Source organism: Actinomycetota bacterium, from assembly GCA_013152275.1.
In the GTDB taxonomy this organism is placed as follows: Bacteria; Actinomycetota; Acidimicrobiia; order Spongiisociales; family UBA4744; genus BMS3Bbin01.
Genome location: JAADGS010000036.1, coordinates 74,662 through 90,019, shown reverse-complemented (window position 1 = coordinate 90,019; position 15,358 = coordinate 74,662). Strand labels below are relative to the sequence as shown.

Sequence of the window (15,358 nt, the reverse complement as noted above, 5' to 3'; positions counted from 1 at the left end):
GCATCCCTGGGTGCGACCGGCCTTTGGGCGATCGCGTCCCTGGGCAGGACGTAGTCGAACTCGCTGGTCCGCATGACCTGCTCTGTTCTCAGGTGTCCAGCAGGCGAGGCTGCAGGTCGTGTGGAGGCTCGAGGCCGAGATGCGCAAACGCGGCCGCCGTCGCCATGCGGCCTCGTGGAGTCCGCTGCAGAAGCCCTCGTTGCAGGAGGAATGGTTCGTAGGCATCCTCGACCGTCTCGGCTTCCTCCCCGACGACGATCGCCAACGTGGACAGGCCGACGGGACCCCCGCCGAAGGTCTCGGCCACGGCACGGAGGATGTCCCGGTCCACACGATCGAGACCGAGTTCGTCGACCTCGAAGACCCGAAGTGCCTCCGAAGCAGTCTCTTCGTCCGCGACGCCTCCGGCCCGGGCAACGGCAAAGTCCCGCACCCTGGCGAGGAGCCGATTGACAATCCTTGGAGTGCCTCTGCTCCTCCCCGCAATCACGCTCGCGCCGCCGCCGGTGATCGGCACACTCATGATTCCGGCAGAACGCATGACGATCTGCTCGAGCTCGTCATCCGAGTAGTACTCGAGTTTGTCGACGATGCCGAACCGATCCCGGAGTGGTGCAGTGACCTTGCCCTTGCGCGTGGTCGCCCCGACCAGGGTGAACCGGGGCAATTCGAGCCGGATCGACTGCGCCGACGGTCCCTTGCCGAGAACGATATCGAGCCGGAAGTCCTCCATCGCCGGATAGAGCACCTCCTCGACGACGCGAGGAAGTCGATGAATCTCGTCGATGAACAGAACCTCACCCTCCTCGAGGTTGGTGACGATCGATGCCACATCACCGGGCCGTTCGAGCGCAGGACCCGATGTAACCCGGATCCGGGTGTCCAGTTCGTGCGCGATGATCCCTGCGAGCGTCGTCTTGCCGAGTCCGGGAGGGCCGGACAGAAGCACGTGGTCGAGCGCGTGTCCCAATTGTTTGGCTGCATCCAGGCTGATCTGCAGACGTTCTTTCACCTTGCTCTGTCCCACGAATTCCTCGAGACGTTCCGGTCGAAGTGTTTCGTCGACCATCTCGTCATCTGGAAGGCGTGTCGCGCTCAGAAGGTCTTCTCTCATCGTTTTCCCAGTGCTTTGAGTGCCATGCGCAGATTCTCCTCGATAGGCGCATCGGCCGGAAGGGACCCGACGACCTGGTGGATCTCGGCTGCGGCGTAACCAAGACCCTCCAGCGCTTCGCGTACCCGCGAGAGCGCTGCACCGCCCATCACGTCGGCCTCCGCCCCCGCAAGCTTCGGGCGCAGCTCCAGGATCAGTTTCTGGGCACTGCGCATGCCGATGCCCGGGACCACCGTCAAGGCGACTGCGTCTTCGGTGACTACGGCACGACGGATCTCATCGGCCGTAAGCGCGCCCATCACGGCCATCGCCACCTTCGGACCGATGCCGGAGGCGGTGAGCAGGAGGCGAAAGAGATCTCTGTCGCCGGCGGTCGGGAAACCGTAGAACTCGAGTGCATCTTCTCTGACGTGAAGGTGGGTGTGCAACATCGCCTCGGTTCCCGCCCCCCCAATCTCGGCTCGAGTACTCGGTGTCACTCTGATCTCGAAACCGACGCCGCCCACCTGAAGAATCAGCCGATCGTTCGTCGAAGCCGCAACGGTGCCGCTCAGGCTCGCAATCATGGGATTCTCCTGCGCAGACCATCCTCCTGGAGGTGGCAGAGCGCCACGGCGAGTGCGTCGGCCGCGTCCGGCGGTTTCGGCACCTCACCAAGCCCCATGCGCAACGCCACCATCCGCTGTACCTGACCCTTGGTTGCATTCCCGTATCCGGCCACTGCCGCCTTCACCTTGGACGGCGTGTACTCCAGGACAGGAATCCCGGCCGCGGCGGCAGCCAGCATCGCAACACCGGATGCTCTCACGACCGACATCGCCGTCTGGAGATTGCGGTTCACGAAGACCCGTTCGATCGCCATCACTGACGGGGCATACTCTTGGATCAAGGCGCTCACATCCCGATGGATTTCCAGCAGACGTTCCGGAACCGGAAGACCGACCTGCGTTCGGATCACTCCGATCGCGGCGACTTCCCGAGCCGTGACGACTGCGTATCCAGTCGTCGTGAGACCAGGATCGATACCCAGAACGAACATATGTACGATCATAACCGGGGCACCGGACACACCCGCGGATTGCGCACCGATCACTCCATGAGATCGGCCATCACCTCATCCGGGATATCGAAATTGGAGAACACCTCCTGCACGTCGTCGAGATCCTCGAGGGCGTCGACGAGCCGCAGAACCTTCCGCGCCGTGGAACGGTCGACCGGAACCGTCGCCTTCGGGAGCCGGGTGACCTCCGCAGTCTCGATCTTGGTGGCGATTCCTTCCAGCGCGTGCCGCACTTCGGTGAACAGTCCGGGTTCCGTGATGACTTCAAAGGCTCCATCGGAAGGTCGTATGTCTTCCGCGCCGGCTTCGAGCGCTGCGAGCATGATCTCGTCCTCGTCCCCTTCAACGAGCAGATACCCCTTCTGTTCGAAGACATACGAAACGGAGCCCGGCTCACCCAGGCTTCCGCCGTTCCGCGAGAACGTGGAGCGCACATCCGATGCGGCGCGATTGCGATTGTCGGTCAGAACCTGCACAAAGAGCGCGACACCGCCCGGCCCGTACCCTTCGTACCAGAACTCCTCGTAGGAGATGCCCTCCACCTCACCGATGCCTCGCTTGATGGCACGATCGATGTTGTCGTTGGGGACCGAAGCCGACTTCGCCTTGTCGATGGCGTGTGCAAGCGCGGCGTTCGCCGCAGGGTCACCGCCTCCTTCTCTGGCCGCCATCTCGATCCCCTTGACGAGCTTCGCGAAGAGCTTCCCCCTCTGGGCGTCCTTCGCTCCCTTCTTGTGTTTGATCGTCGACCACTTCGAATGTCCAGACATCAGCCAGCTCCCGTGCCGCTCAGGACCATCTTATGGATTCTCGCATCACCGGTCAGCTCCGGATGAAACGATCCGGCGACGACATTGTTGCTCCGAATCAGCACCGGATGTCCATCGATGTCCGCCAGAACCTCGACGTCGGGTCCCAGGCGCTCCACCCAGGGCGCCCGAATGAACACCGCGTGGAAGGGCTCCGACAGACCTCGCACTTCGAGATCGGCTTCGAAGGAATCGTTCTGCCGCCCGAAGGCGTTGCGGCGAACCACCGCATCGATGACCCCCAGCTGCTGTTGCTCGCCCTCGGTCACACCTGAAGCAAGGAAGATCATCCCGGCGCACGTACCCAAGGTCGGCAGGCCGGAGCCGATCACTTCGCGCAGCGGACCCAGCAGCTCGAAGCGTTCCGAGAGCCGCCCGATGGTCGTCGACTCGCCTCCGGGGAGAACCAGCCCCGACAACCCCTCGAGATCGTCTGGCAGTCGCACCTCGCGAGTCGAGTATCCAAGCGCGCCGATCATGCGTGCATGCTCGCGGACGTCGCCCTGCAGGGCGAGTATCCCGATGTCCGACACTCCTACCAGCCCCGAGTCTGGAGCAGGTCGCCCTCGTCGAGTTCACTCATGTCGATACCGTGCATCGGCTCGCCGAGACCTTTGGAGGCCTTCGCGATGGCCGACGGATCCTGGTAGAAAGTCACCGCCTCGACGATCGCTCGGGCCCTGGGTGCAGGATCTTCGCTCTTGAAGATGCCCGACCCCACGAACACACCCTCACAGCCGAGTTGCATCATCAGTGCAGCGTCTGCAGGAGTGGCAATGCCCCCTGCGGCAAAGTTGACCACGGGGAGCTTGCCGGTCCCGGCGACTTCTCTCACCAGTTCGACCGAGGCTCCAAGCTGTTTGGCCGCAGCCGCGAGCTCCTCCGCTCCCATTGTCGTAAGTGCGCGCAGCTCTCTGTTCACCGTGCGAACGTGCCGAACCGCCTCCACCACGTTGCCGGTCCCGGCCTCACCTTTCGTGCGGATCATGGCGGCACCTTCGGCGATTCGCCGGAGGGCCTCACCCAGGTTTCGGGCCCCACACACGAACGGCGTCGTGAACTGCCACTTGTCGATGTGATGCTCCTCGTCTGCGGGAGTGAGCACTTCGCTCTCGTCGATGTAGTCGACCCCCAGCGACTGGAGAATCTGTGCCTCGACAAAATGTCCGATTCGTGCCTTCGCCATCACGGGGATGCTGACGGCAGCCATGATCTCTTCGACCTTCTGCGGGTCGGCCATGCGCGCGACGCCGCCTTCCCTGCGGATATCGGCCGGAACCCGCTCCAGCGCCATGACCGCCACGGCACCAGCCTCTTCGGCGATCGTTGCCTGCTCCGCATTGATGACATCCATGATCACGCCGCCCTTGAGCATTTCCGCAAGGCCGCGTTTCACGAGATCAGTTCCACGTTCCACGTTCGTTCCTCCTCAACCTGATTCTACCGACGGTGCCGACGTGCGAATCCTTCGGACACCTCCGTGTAGAGACGGACCCAACGCGGGATCACACGACTCCAGTCGAACCTCAACGCCCGCCGTCTCGCCGCTTCCCCCATCGCGCGCATGCGTGCTCGATCGGTGAGGACATCCACGAGAGTGGTCGCGAGATCCTCGGCGTCCCCAGGACGAACATAGAAGGCGACCGGCCCGGCGACGGAGCGAAACGCGGGGAGATCCGAAGCGACTATCGCGCAGCTCGCAGCCATCCCCTCGACCAGCGTGATGCCGAAGCTCTCACCTCCCGTATTGGGTCCGCAGTAGACCGCCGCAGACCCGAGCAGGGACCGCTTCCGCTCCTCGGATACCCTCCCCTCGAAGCTCACTCCGGGAATCTGCAGGTCACGACGCGCGCCGACGACAACGAGTTCCGCGTCGGGCACCGTCCCCAGGACGCGAGGCCACGCCTGCAGAAGAACATCGAGTCCCTTGCGCCGATCGTCCCTTCCCACGAACGCAACGCGATGAGGGACACGATCGTCGGAAACCTCGAATGTGGCAACGTCGACCCCGTTGGGAATGAGCAGCGGGTGTGGCACGAAACTCCGAATGGCCCGCGCTGCTTCCTCACTTACTGCGGTGAGGGCATCGATCCGGCCCAACAGGTGTGCAAGCAGGGGCCCTCCAAATCGATAGATCCCTCTCACGATCGCTGCCGGATCCGCATGGAACGTCCCCACCGAAGGTATCCCCTCACCCATCCACGCCGCGGGGCCGACGACGGGAACGAGCGGTTCGTGAACATGCACGACCTGCGCCCAGACGATCGATTCTTTCACCTTCGCAACCGCCCCCGGTTCGAGACAGACCGGAGCGATGGCCGCGTTGGCTTCCACCTCGGTGGTGCCTCCAGTCGATATCCAGGATCCGTCGGACGTCCCGGGACCGATCAGACGGACATCGTGACCGGCGGATGTCAGATGCTTCGTCAGGCCACGAGCCTGCTCCTGCACACCGCCGGGTCGATCCAGGCCATATGGACTCACGATTGCGATCCTCACCTGCAACCCCGATCCGACGGCCAGTTCGGCTGCACGATATGCCATTGCTTCGGAGCGCGTTCAATGAGTTTCTCCAACGCTCGCGTGACACGCTGTGTCCCTTCTACGACACGAGCTTCCCTGGTTCCCTCGGTCGGCATCTCGACGGGCGCTTCCACGACGAGATGGTGTCCCCTCCCTGCACGGAAATAGGCAGCAACCGGAAACACCGGTACTCCTGTCCGCAGTCCCAGCACGGCGGCTCCCGCCGGCATGGACGTCCGCTCCCCGAAGAACTCGACCTCCACCCCACCCGAACGAACATTGCGATCCATCACCAGGGCGACTGCGGCTCCCCGCATCAGGGCCTTGTTCAGAACGCCAATGATCCCCGGTTGGTCGGCGAGAACCACATCGATCCCCAAAGATTTCCTGAGATCCACGAACCATTGGACGATCTTGCTGTCGGGAAGGGACTCGGCAACGGCCAGCAGTTCGAGTCCGAGGTCGTGAGCGACGGTTCCCGCCACTTCCCAGTTTCCGATGTGCGGTAACGCGTAGATCATGCCCGAGCCGGCATCCCTCGCGGCCTCGACCCGTTCGACTCCCTCGGTGGTGATGTGACGGAGGATCTCGGGAACACGGCGTGGTCGGACCCAGAACGACTCGGCCCAGTAACGACCGTAGGCTGCGAAGGCCTCCCGCGCCGCCTCTTCCACCTCGCGTTCGGATCCGAGTACCCGGCTCATGTGACGAATGAGCATCCTGCGTCGCCGCCCGGCACGGTCGAAAGCCGCCCTTCCGAGCCGTTCGCCCGCCCTGCGTACAACGCCTTCCGGCAGCAACCCCGCCAAACCTATGCCCGTGCGATAGGCGGCATAGGACAAGCTCACGCTCCGAGCCGCTTCCACCCGAGCCAGAAGCGTCGGGCCACGGTTGCCCAGGTCAGCACCGTCATCGCCCAAAGCATGGGGCCGATCCATCCGAGCAGCAACCCCGCACCGTACAAGATCACTCGCTCGGCCCGGCCCATCAGACCTCCACGTCCGTCCACTCCCCCCGTCTCCGCCTTGGCCCGCAGATACGACGTGGTCAATGATGCTCCCAGGCAAAGAACACACAGCGCGACCCACAACGTCGTCGGCGCAACGGCGATCGCCAATCCGGTCCACATGGCCGTCTCACTGACGCGGTCCGTGGCAGCATCCAGAAACGCACCGCGCTTCGACACCGACTTCCTCAATCTGGCGACCGCGCCATCCACCGCGTCGACACCGGAGCCGACCAGCACCAGGATGGCCCCCACGAGGAACCTTCCGCCACCGATGAACACGGCACCCGCCAGCGTGATCGCCAACCCCACCAGCGTCACCTGCCATGCCCGGACACCGATCCTGACCAGCCCTCTGGCGATCGGTGCGAGCAGAAGCGTGACTCGCCTGCGAGCTTTCATGTCGATCATGGTTGCTGCAACGTACCACGAAGCAGCCTCCATGTTCCAACGCCCGCAATTGTGGCCGGGGATGGCGGGAGACCGGTCCAGTCTCACTAGAATCAGCGGAAAACCAGGAGGTCATGTGGTCCCGGAGAGAATCAGGAACGTTGCATTGGTTGGTCACGGCGGGAGCGGAAAGACCTCCCTTGCAGAAGCGCTCCTCTTCACGGCCGGAGAGACGACACGACTCGGCCGGACCGAAGATGGCAACACCGTCACGGACTTCGAGCCCGAGGAGATCGAGCGAAAGCTCTCCCTCGGGCTTTCTCTTGCCTCCTTCCCCTGGAAGGGCTACAAGATCACACTGATCGACACCCCCGGGTACGCCGACTTCGTCGGGGACGCACGTTCGGCGTTGCGCGCAGCGGACCTCGCGGTGTTCGTCGTCTCCGGAGTCGATGGTGTCGAGGTCCAGACAGAGGCGATGTGGCACCTGGCGGGCGAGGAAGGTCTCCCCCGCATCATCTTCATCAACAAACTCGACAGGGAACGTTCTTCGTTTTCGCGCACACTCGACGATCTTCGCGAAACCTTCGGGAAGGGCGTCGCACCCGTACAGGTTCCCATCGGCGCAGAAGCCGAACTCGGCGGCCTCGTGCGAGTCGTCTCCAACACCGCCGTGACCTACGCGGAGGGAAATCCCAAGGGTACCGCCACACAGGCGCCCGAATCGATGAAAGACACGATGTCGCAGATGCACACGGCGCTCGTCGAATCGGTCGTAGAGACCGATGATGAATTGCTGGAGGCCTACTTCGAAGGCGTTGAACCGGACCGCGCAACGATCGTGGAAGTCACTCGGCGGGGCATCCTCACAGGTGACATCCAACCCGTGCTCTGCGGATCGTCGACCCGTCTCATCGGCATCGACACGCTCGCGGAGTTCCTCACCGAGTTCGGACCGAGTCCCCTCGAGCGTCCACCGGTTCCCCTCGAAGGAGGCGGCAATCTCGCCATCGTCGCGGACGGAGAACCTGTGGCGTACGTCTTCAAGACCACGTCCGATCCGTATGTGGGACGTATCTCTCTCCTCCGGGTCTTCTCAGGCACCGTCCATGCCGACGATCACCTCGTGACCTCCTCGGGCGAGCGGGTGCGAATGCACAACCTGTTCTTCATGCAGGGCAAAGAGCACAAGGACGCATCCGAACTCGTCACCGGAGATATCGCAGCCGTCGCCAAGATCGAGAATCTCAGGGGCGGCGAGACGTTGCACACGTCCGGCACGAACATCACCATTGCGCGAGTCGACATGCCGAAACCGGTCATGAGCCTCGTCGTCTCGCCGCAATCGGCTCAGGACGAGGAAAAACTCTCGACCGCGTTGGCACGCGTCGTCGAGGAAGACCCGACCCTGTTGGTCGAGCGACGCTCCGAGACCAAGGAAACGGTCCTGTCCGGTCTCGGCGACACCCATTTGGATGTCACCATCGCCCGACTTTCGCGCAAATTCGGGGTCAAGGTCGACACGTCGATCCCAAAGGTCCCCTATCGAGAGACAATCGGCGCCAAGGCGGAGGCAGAGGGAAAGCACAAGAAGCAGAGCGGTGGGAGAGGCCAGTTCGGTGTGGCTTTCCTACGCTTCGAGCCACTGCCCCGAGGTGCCGGCTACGAGTTCGTCAACGCGATCAAGGGCGGGTCCATCCCCCGCCAGTACATTCCGGCAGTCGACAAAGGCGTACGAGAGGGACTCGAACGGGGCATCCTCGCGGGGTATCCGGTCACCGATGTCAAGGCAACCGTCTACGACGGAAAATACCACTCCGTCGACTCGGATGAGCTGTCCTTCAGGATGGCGGGGATCATGGCCGTGAAGGCCGCTGCGCCGAATCTGCGCCCAACCCTGCTCGAACCGATCGTCCGAGCAAACATTCGTGTACCCGAGGACTACATGGGTGACATCATCGGTGACCTGAACGCAAAACGAGGCCGAGTGCTGGGGATGGACTCGGAGGGACACATCCGGATCGTCACCGCCGAAGTTCCCCTCGCCGAAATGCAGCGGTACGCAATCGACCTCCGCTCCATGACGGGCGGGCGCGGTAGTTTTGAAATGACGTTCGACCACTACGAGGAGGTCCCGAGGCAAGAAGCACAGAAGATCATCGCTTCTGCCCAGACGGAAGAGGCGTAGGGAGGGATACGCACACGACGACGCTCTCGCGAGAGCGCCACGACGATCCGGACCGAGCAGGCCCGGTTTCGGTGGCATGCTTGCGGGAAACCCCAACTGCCAAGGAGGAACAATGGCACTGAAGGAAGCGCTCGCACGCAAGATCGACGAGTGGAGGCCTCGTACCGCCCGGCTGATCAAGGAATACGGTGATGTCAAGGTCTCGGACGTCACGATCGCACAGGCCATCGGAGGTGCACGCGGCGTACGGTGCCTCGTCACGGACATCTCCTACCTCGATCCGAACGAAGGCATCCGGTTCCGTGGCCACACGATCCCCGAGACGTTGGCGCTGCTGCCAAAGGTCCCGGGACGAGAGATGCCCTATGTCGAAGGACACATCTACCTGCTCCTCACCGGGGAGGTCCCGACGGAGGAGGATGTGGCGGAACTCGTGCAGGAGCTGAAGAACCGCTCGGGTGTCCCCCGGTACGTGTTCGACGTGCTCAGGGCGATGCCACGGGACACACATCCGATGACGATGTTCTCGGCCGCCATCCTGGCCATGCAGAGAGAATCCGAGTATGTGAAGGCCTACAACAAGGGCCTCGGGAAGATGGACCACTGGCAGCCCACCTTGGAGGACGCCCTCAACCTCTGGGCGAGGCTCCCTGAACTGGGTGCCTTCATCTACCGCCTCAAGTACAAGGGCGACACACCCATCGCTCCGGATCCTGATCAGGACCTCGGTGGCAACTTCGCCCACATGATGGGCATCGATGAGCCATATGATGATGTGGCTCGCCTGTACTTCATCCTCCATTCCGATCACGAGAGCGGAAATGTGAGTGCCCACGCCGGGCATCTGGTCGCCAGCGCGCTCTCGGATGTCTACTACGCGGCCTCGGCCATGATCAACGGCCTCGCAGGTCCGCTGCACGGCCTCGCAAACCAGGAGGTGCTGCGCTGGATCCAGGGTGTCATGGAGAAGATGGGTGGCGAGGTCCCCACCGAGGAGAAAATGAAGGAGTTCGTCTGGGAGACGCTGAACTCCGGTCAGGTCATCCCGGGGTTCGGCCATGCCGTGCTCCGCAAGACCGACCCGAGGTATGCGGAACAGCGCAACTTCTGTCTGAAGCATCTGCCAGACGATCCGATCTTCAAGTATGTGGACATGTTGTACAAGGTCGTCCCACCGATCTTGGAAGAGCAGGGCAAGGCCAAGAACCCGTGGCCGAACGTCGATGCCCAGTCCGGTGTCATCCAGTGGCACTACGGACTCCACGAATACGACTTCTACACGGTCCTGTTCGGGATCGGCCGATCCCTCGGTGTGCTCTCCAACATCGTCTGGGACCGGGCACTCGGCTATCCGATCGAGCGGCCGAAGTCGTTGACGACAGCCATGCTCGAAGAAATCGCCGGGATCTAGCTGCGGTCTACCAGCGACTCGAGGGGGGCTCCCTATGGAGCCCCCCTCGGCCATCACTCGATGTATCCGTGTGCTTTGAGCCGCTCACGGTCGAACGTCGTGGCACTTCGTTTGCGATGCCACGTGTCCCATAACGCCAACATGGACGGGAGCACGAGCACCGACGCGACGAGCGCGGCGCCAAGCGCGAAGACCGTCACCTCACCCATCTGTTGCATCGGCTTGAGCGAGGAGGTCATCAAGATTCCGAACCCGGCCATCGTCGTGAAGGCCGACCCGGCCAAGGCGGCACCGGTGTGGCGGGCCGTCGAGCGGATCGCCTCCTCCTGATCGTCATAGCGGACCCTGTCTTCTTCGAACCGGTGGGTCACGTGAATCGTGAACGGCACACCGATCCCGATGGCCATCGCCGACAGCGTCGCCGTCACCGGGTTGAACGAGATCCCGAACAACGCCATCATGCCGAAGGTCCACAGCACCACGAGAGCGACCGGCGCGATGGTGATCACACCAAGGAACGGGCGCCGCGTCTCGAACCAGAAGTTGACGACCAGCAGCAGCATCGCGACGAAGATCGCCACGAACAGCGACCTGAGCTGCGAGCTGGAGAGCTTGTTGACGATCACCGCCGAAATGATCGACGTCGACGTCGGGATTGCCGTCAAGCCCACGTCGGTGACCGGCGTGAAGTCCTGACGAAGGTTCGCTGCCAGGGCTGCGGCCCGCTCCTCACCCGCTCCGGTCTGTATCACGAACTGGGCTGCCGTGTAGGAACCATCTGCGTCCTTGTGGAGCACCCTGCCCATTTCCTCCGGTGCTGCAGCCATGGCCGCATCGAAGATCGCAGCCACATCCGCGTCGGGTCCAACCGTGAGATCGGGTCTCAAACCTGCTGCGCCCGCAGCCTGCAGGAAGGTCTTGTTTTCAGACCGCGCCAAGTTCGCCACGACGCCAACCGGTGACTCCGCTGCCGCAAACCCACCGAAGCTCGTCACGTCCGGCGTGTCGCCGAGTAGCTTCCATGCCGCCTGCATCGACTGATACGCCTGTGGCGTCGCCACATCGCCCTTGATGAGCACGTTCGTCGCTTCACCAAAGCCACCCGCGAACTGCTCTTCCACCGTCTTGAAGGCCCGGACGGCCGGCGAGTCTTGCGGCAGAAAGTCCACGAAGCTGAACGTCGTCTTGAGCTGTGTCAGACCGAAGGCACCCAGCCCGCCAAGAGCCAATGCCACGATGAGCGTCACGACGGGAAGGCGTTCTGCAAGCACCGCCGTGCGCGCGGCGATACGAGGGAGCGCCCTTGCCGTCGAGCCGACGACGAATGACTCGGCGTGCAGCCTCCCCCCGCGTTCGGCGCGACGATCGAGCAGGAGCCTGATCGCCGGCAGCAACGTCAGCATCAACACGAACGCCGAGACGATCCCCACCGAGGTGAGGATCCCGAAGTCTCTGAGCCCGGGGATTGGTGAGATCAGGTTGGTCAGGAACCCGACGGCGGTTGTCAACGTCGCCAGAATGAGGGCCACACCCACCGTCCCGATCGCTCGGGTGGAAGCTTCTGCGACCGTCTTGCCGAGACCGATCTCCTCCCGGTATCGGCCGGTCAGGTGGATCGCGTAGTCCACTCCAAGACCGATGAGCAGGATGGGGATGATCTGGGTGATCTGATTCAGATCGCCGATCACACCGAGATGCTCGGGTCCGAGCAGCACCCCGAAGCCCTGCATCCACACGATCGCCGTCAGGATCACGGCCAGGGTGAGTACAACATCGGCGACCGTCCGCCGAATCGCGCTCCAACCTGAACGCCCCCCGCGAGGCCGCACGAAGTACACGTACCCGAGAATCAGCAGGATGATCAGGAACGCGCTCAGAAAGAGACGACCGACCTCGGCGGAAAAATCGAACTCGTCTCCCATGAGCAGCAGCATGCTGAACGCCTGAACGTTGATATCCGCGGACGAATACTGCTCTGCCGTGGCAGCGATCCCCTTTTCGATGTCGACGAGAGCGCTGAAGTCGTCGCCCGTATCGGGAATGGCCGAAGTGTCGAGGAACACGACGATGAGCCCGGCGGGCGCCGCGGCCTCATCGAGGTGCCCCTTCGAGGAGGCCAGGGCTCGCAGGTAGTCGGCTTTCCCCGGCGGCGCCTGTTGCAGGCTCAGTGTGTACAGCTGCTTCACCTGTTTGTCGGAGATGGCACCGATGTCCAGGCCCTGCATCTTCGCCGCCCGCTGGACCCCTCCCAGGTAGGAGACGATGCCGGACCGATCCGAGCGATCCGAGATATAGGTTGCGGCGTCGCTGGAACGTATCGCCGATTCGATGTCTGCGACCGTCCGGACCCCCGAGGCGGTGATGACGTCATCGCCGCTGAGGATGATCTGCATGACCTTTTCGCTGCTTCCGGTCGAAAACAGCTCCCGTATCTGATCCGACGCAGCGATCTCGGGTGTGTCCGGCGCAAACCCTTCCTGCCCCGAGGCCACCTTGGCCTGCTGTGCATAGGATGCCAGGACCACGGTGATCGCAACCATTGCCGCGATGGTCCACCACGGCCACCGGCGCACCACGACGGAGATGGTTTCGACGAATCGTTTCACGGAGGAATCTCCCTGGTTGTCAACGGTATCGCGGAACAATCACATTATGCCGGTCAGCTTTCTAGGAGAAATCGCCGCTATCTGGGCGGTGCGACAAGCGCCACCAGACGCTCCACGGCAACTTCGAGGGGTACACCGCGTTCCTCTCGCTCGGCGCTGTACAGGCGCAAACCGACGGTTCGTGCCTCCTCGTCGCGATCTCCCACCACGAGAACGGCCGGATCCTTCAGCGACAAGGCCCGTCGGATCTTCTCCCCCACCGTCTCCTGGCTCTCGTCGACCAGTGCACGCACCCCAGCGCCGCGAAGCGCGGAAACGACCTCGCCGGCGTAGTCGATGTGTCGATCGGCGACCGGAACGATCGCAGCCTGCACCGGGGCGAGCCAGGCGGGGAACGCCCCTGCATAATGCTCGAGGAGGATCCCGAAGAACCGTTCGACGGACCCGAACAGAGCACGATGAATCATCACCGGGCGATCACGCGTGTTGTCTGCGCTGGTGAACTCGACATCGAACCGCTCCGGAAGCGAGAAATCGACCTGAATCGTCGAAAGCTGCCACCTTCGACCGATCGCATCCCTGATGTGCACGTCGATCTTCGGCCCGTAGAAGGCTCCATCACCCTCCGCCACCGAGTACTCCAGGTTCGTCGTCTCGAGAGCCGTTGCCAGCGAGGCGGTCGCCAGTTCCCACATCTCGGGGTCACCGACGAACTTGTCGGGCCTGGTCGAGAGTTCGGCCTCGAATTCGGTGAACCCGAAATCTCGCAGCACCATGAGGACGAAATCGAGCAGACCCTGCAGTTCACTGCCGATCTGATCGCGGCTACAGAAGATGTGGCTGTCGTCCTGGGTGAAACCGCGGGCTCTCAGAAGGCCGTGGATGACCCCGGAGCGTTCGTATCGATACACCGTTCCAAGTTCGAACAGGCGCAGTGGCAACTCCCGGTAGGAGCGACTCCGACTCTTGAAGATCAGGACATGAAACGGACAGTTCATGGGTTTGACGTAGTACGGATCGCCATGGTCGAGTTCCATGGCGGGGTACATGCTCTCGGCGTAGAAACCGAGATGACCCGACGTCTCCCAAAGGTGTGCCTTCGCGACGTGCGGCGTGACCACGAGTTCATACCCGTTCTCCGTGTGGACCCGCCGGCTGTAGTCCTCGATGACGTTGCGCACGATTCCACCCTTGGGATGCCATATGGCGAGGCCCGAGCCGAGCTCCGGTGGAAACGAGAAGAGATCCAGCTCCGCGCCGAGCTTTCGATGGTCCCGGCGCTCCGCCTCCTCGAGACGCTCCAGGTAGGCCTGAAGGGCCTTTGCACTCTCCCATGCGGTCCCGTAGATCCGCTGCAGCTGCGGCCGATGTTCATCGCCGCGCCAGTAGGCGCCCGCACTGCGCAGCAACTTGAAGGCTTTGATCTTCGAGGTCGACGGAACGTGGGGACCGCGGCAGAGATCCACGAACCCCGCGTTGCGGTATACGGTGATCACGGTTCCGAGTTCGCCCTCCTCGACCCCTTCGATGATCTCGGTCTTGAACGGCTGATCGGCGAACATCGCGACGGCATCCTCCTCCGAGACCTCTTCGCGAATGAACGGCTGATCCTCTGCCACGATCTCGCCCATGCGAGCCTCGATCCTCTCGAGGTCCTCGGCGGTGAATGGGCGGCCGATATCGAAGTCGTAGTAGAAGCCGTCCGTGATGGCCGGGCCGATGGCGAACCGCGCTCCCTCGAACAGTGAGAGCACCGCCTGCGCCATGACGTGAGCCGCCGAATGACGCAGGATCTCCCGCCCCTCTTCCGTGTCCGCCGTGACGACCTCCAGTTTTCCCCCCCGTTCAAGAGGTCGAGTCAGATCCAACAACTCACCGTCGAGCTTCACGGCGACGGCTGCGGCGGCAAGTCTCTTTCCGATGCTCGTTGCGATATCCAGCCCGGTGCTGCCGTCGGGGAAAGACATTCTGGAACCGTCGGGAAACTCGATTTCGATGGACACGTTCACCTTCTTTTCTCGTGTTGTCGCCGGGCGTCTTTCTCGAGGCCCACGCGCGATCCATACAACACACCACTAGTGTTCTGAGTCGTAAGTTCGTCCTGATATCACCGAGCCATTCGGCGTCATCTGGCAAGGACGCACAACGAAGGCGCATCGGCAGATGCGTCGAGGCGGAGGGCGCAGCCAGGGGCGTCGAGGGCCGGTGAGATTCTGTACATGACTTGCGACTCGGGACACTAGTCTGGTGT

At 62.9% G+C, this 15,358-nt stretch carries 13 protein-coding genes; 2 read left to right on the top strand and 11 right to left on the bottom strand.

Annotated features, from left to right (window positions below):
- Nucleotides 1-88: 88 nt before the first annotated feature.
- The 9 genes from ruvB to GXP34_07025 form a co-directional block, all read right to left on the bottom strand.
- Nucleotides 89-1,114: a Holliday junction branch migration DNA helicase RuvB gene (ruvB, locus tag GXP34_07065; GenBank protein NOY55733.1), complete on the bottom strand. Its 1,026-nt coding sequence runs from the start codon at nt 1,112-1,114 to the stop codon at nt 89-91.
- Complete coding sequence (gene ruvA / locus GXP34_07060; protein ID NOY55732.1) at nt 1,111-1,680, bottom strand: Holliday junction branch migration protein RuvA; 570 nt, start codon at nt 1,678-1,680, stop codon at nt 1,111-1,113. Before ruvA ends, ruvB begins: the two co-directional genes overlap by 4 nt.
- On the bottom strand, nt 1,677-2,153 hold the full coding sequence (ruvC, locus tag GXP34_07055; GenBank protein ID NOY55731.1) for a crossover junction endodeoxyribonuclease RuvC: 477 nt from the start codon (nt 2,151-2,153) through the stop codon (nt 1,677-1,679). Before ruvC ends, ruvA begins: the two co-directional genes overlap by 4 nt.
- Before the next feature lie 50 nt (nt 2,154-2,203).
- Nucleotides 2,204-2,944 carry a YebC/PmpR family DNA-binding transcriptional regulator gene (locus GXP34_07050; protein NOY55730.1) on the bottom strand — a complete coding sequence of 247 codons (741 nt, stop codon included), beginning with the start codon at nt 2,942-2,944 and terminating at the stop codon, nt 2,204-2,206.
- Nucleotides 2,944-3,507, bottom strand: coding sequence for a pyridoxal 5'-phosphate synthase glutaminase subunit PdxT (gene pdxT, locus GXP34_07045; GenBank protein ID NOY55729.1), 564 nt, complete (start codon nt 3,505-3,507; stop codon nt 2,944-2,946). The genes GXP34_07050 and pdxT overlap by 1 nt, the downstream gene beginning before the upstream one ends.
- An 11-nt stretch (nt 3,508-3,518) precedes the next feature.
- The gene (gene pdxS / locus GXP34_07040) at nt 3,519-4,358 is read right to left on the bottom strand and encodes a pyridoxal 5'-phosphate synthase lyase subunit PdxS (protein NOY55728.1); all 840 of its coding nucleotides are present in this window, start codon (nt 4,356-4,358) and stop codon (nt 3,519-3,521) included.
- Nucleotides 4,359-4,423: 65 nt separating this feature from the next.
- Complete coding sequence (locus GXP34_07035; GenBank protein ID NOY55727.1) at nt 4,424-5,527, bottom strand: glycosyltransferase family 4 protein; 1,104 nt, start codon at nt 5,525-5,527, stop codon at nt 4,424-4,426.
- Nucleotides 5,479-6,354: a phosphatidylinositol mannoside acyltransferase gene (locus GXP34_07030; GenBank protein NOY55726.1), complete on the bottom strand. Its 876-nt coding sequence runs from the start codon at nt 6,352-6,354 to the stop codon at nt 5,479-5,481. The genes GXP34_07035 and GXP34_07030 overlap by 49 nt, the downstream gene beginning before the upstream one ends.
- Entirely contained in the window at nt 6,351-6,923 is a 573-nt protein-coding gene (locus GXP34_07025) for a CDP-alcohol phosphatidyltransferase family protein (GenBank protein ID NOY55725.1), read from the bottom strand. Before GXP34_07025 ends, GXP34_07030 begins: the two co-directional genes overlap by 4 nt.
- Before the next feature lie 115 nt (nt 6,924-7,038).
- Here GXP34_07025 and GXP34_07020 point away from each other — a divergent pair, with 115 nt between their 5' ends.
- Nucleotides 7,039-9,090, top strand: coding sequence for an elongation factor G (locus GXP34_07020; protein NOY55724.1), 2,052 nt, complete (start codon nt 7,039-7,041; stop codon nt 9,088-9,090).
- A gap of 112 nt (nt 9,091-9,202) precedes the next feature.
- On the top strand, nt 9,203-10,501 hold the full coding sequence (locus GXP34_07015) for a citrate (Si)-synthase (protein ID NOY55723.1): 1,299 nt from the start codon (nt 9,203-9,205) through the stop codon (nt 10,499-10,501).
- A 53-nt stretch (nt 10,502-10,554) separates the two neighbouring features.
- On the opposite strand, the gene GXP34_07010 is transcribed toward GXP34_07015, so the two are convergent.
- The gene (locus GXP34_07010) at nt 10,555-13,107 is read right to left on the bottom strand and encodes an MMPL family transporter (protein NOY55722.1); all 2,553 of its coding nucleotides are present in this window, start codon (nt 13,105-13,107) and stop codon (nt 10,555-10,557) included.
- 77 nt (nt 13,108-13,184) lie between these two features.
- On the bottom strand, nt 13,185-15,074 hold the full coding sequence (gene thrS, locus GXP34_07005; GenBank protein NOY55721.1) for a threonine--tRNA ligase: 1,890 nt from the start codon (nt 15,072-15,074) through the stop codon (nt 13,185-13,187).
- Nucleotides 15,075-15,358: the final 284 nt, after the last annotated feature.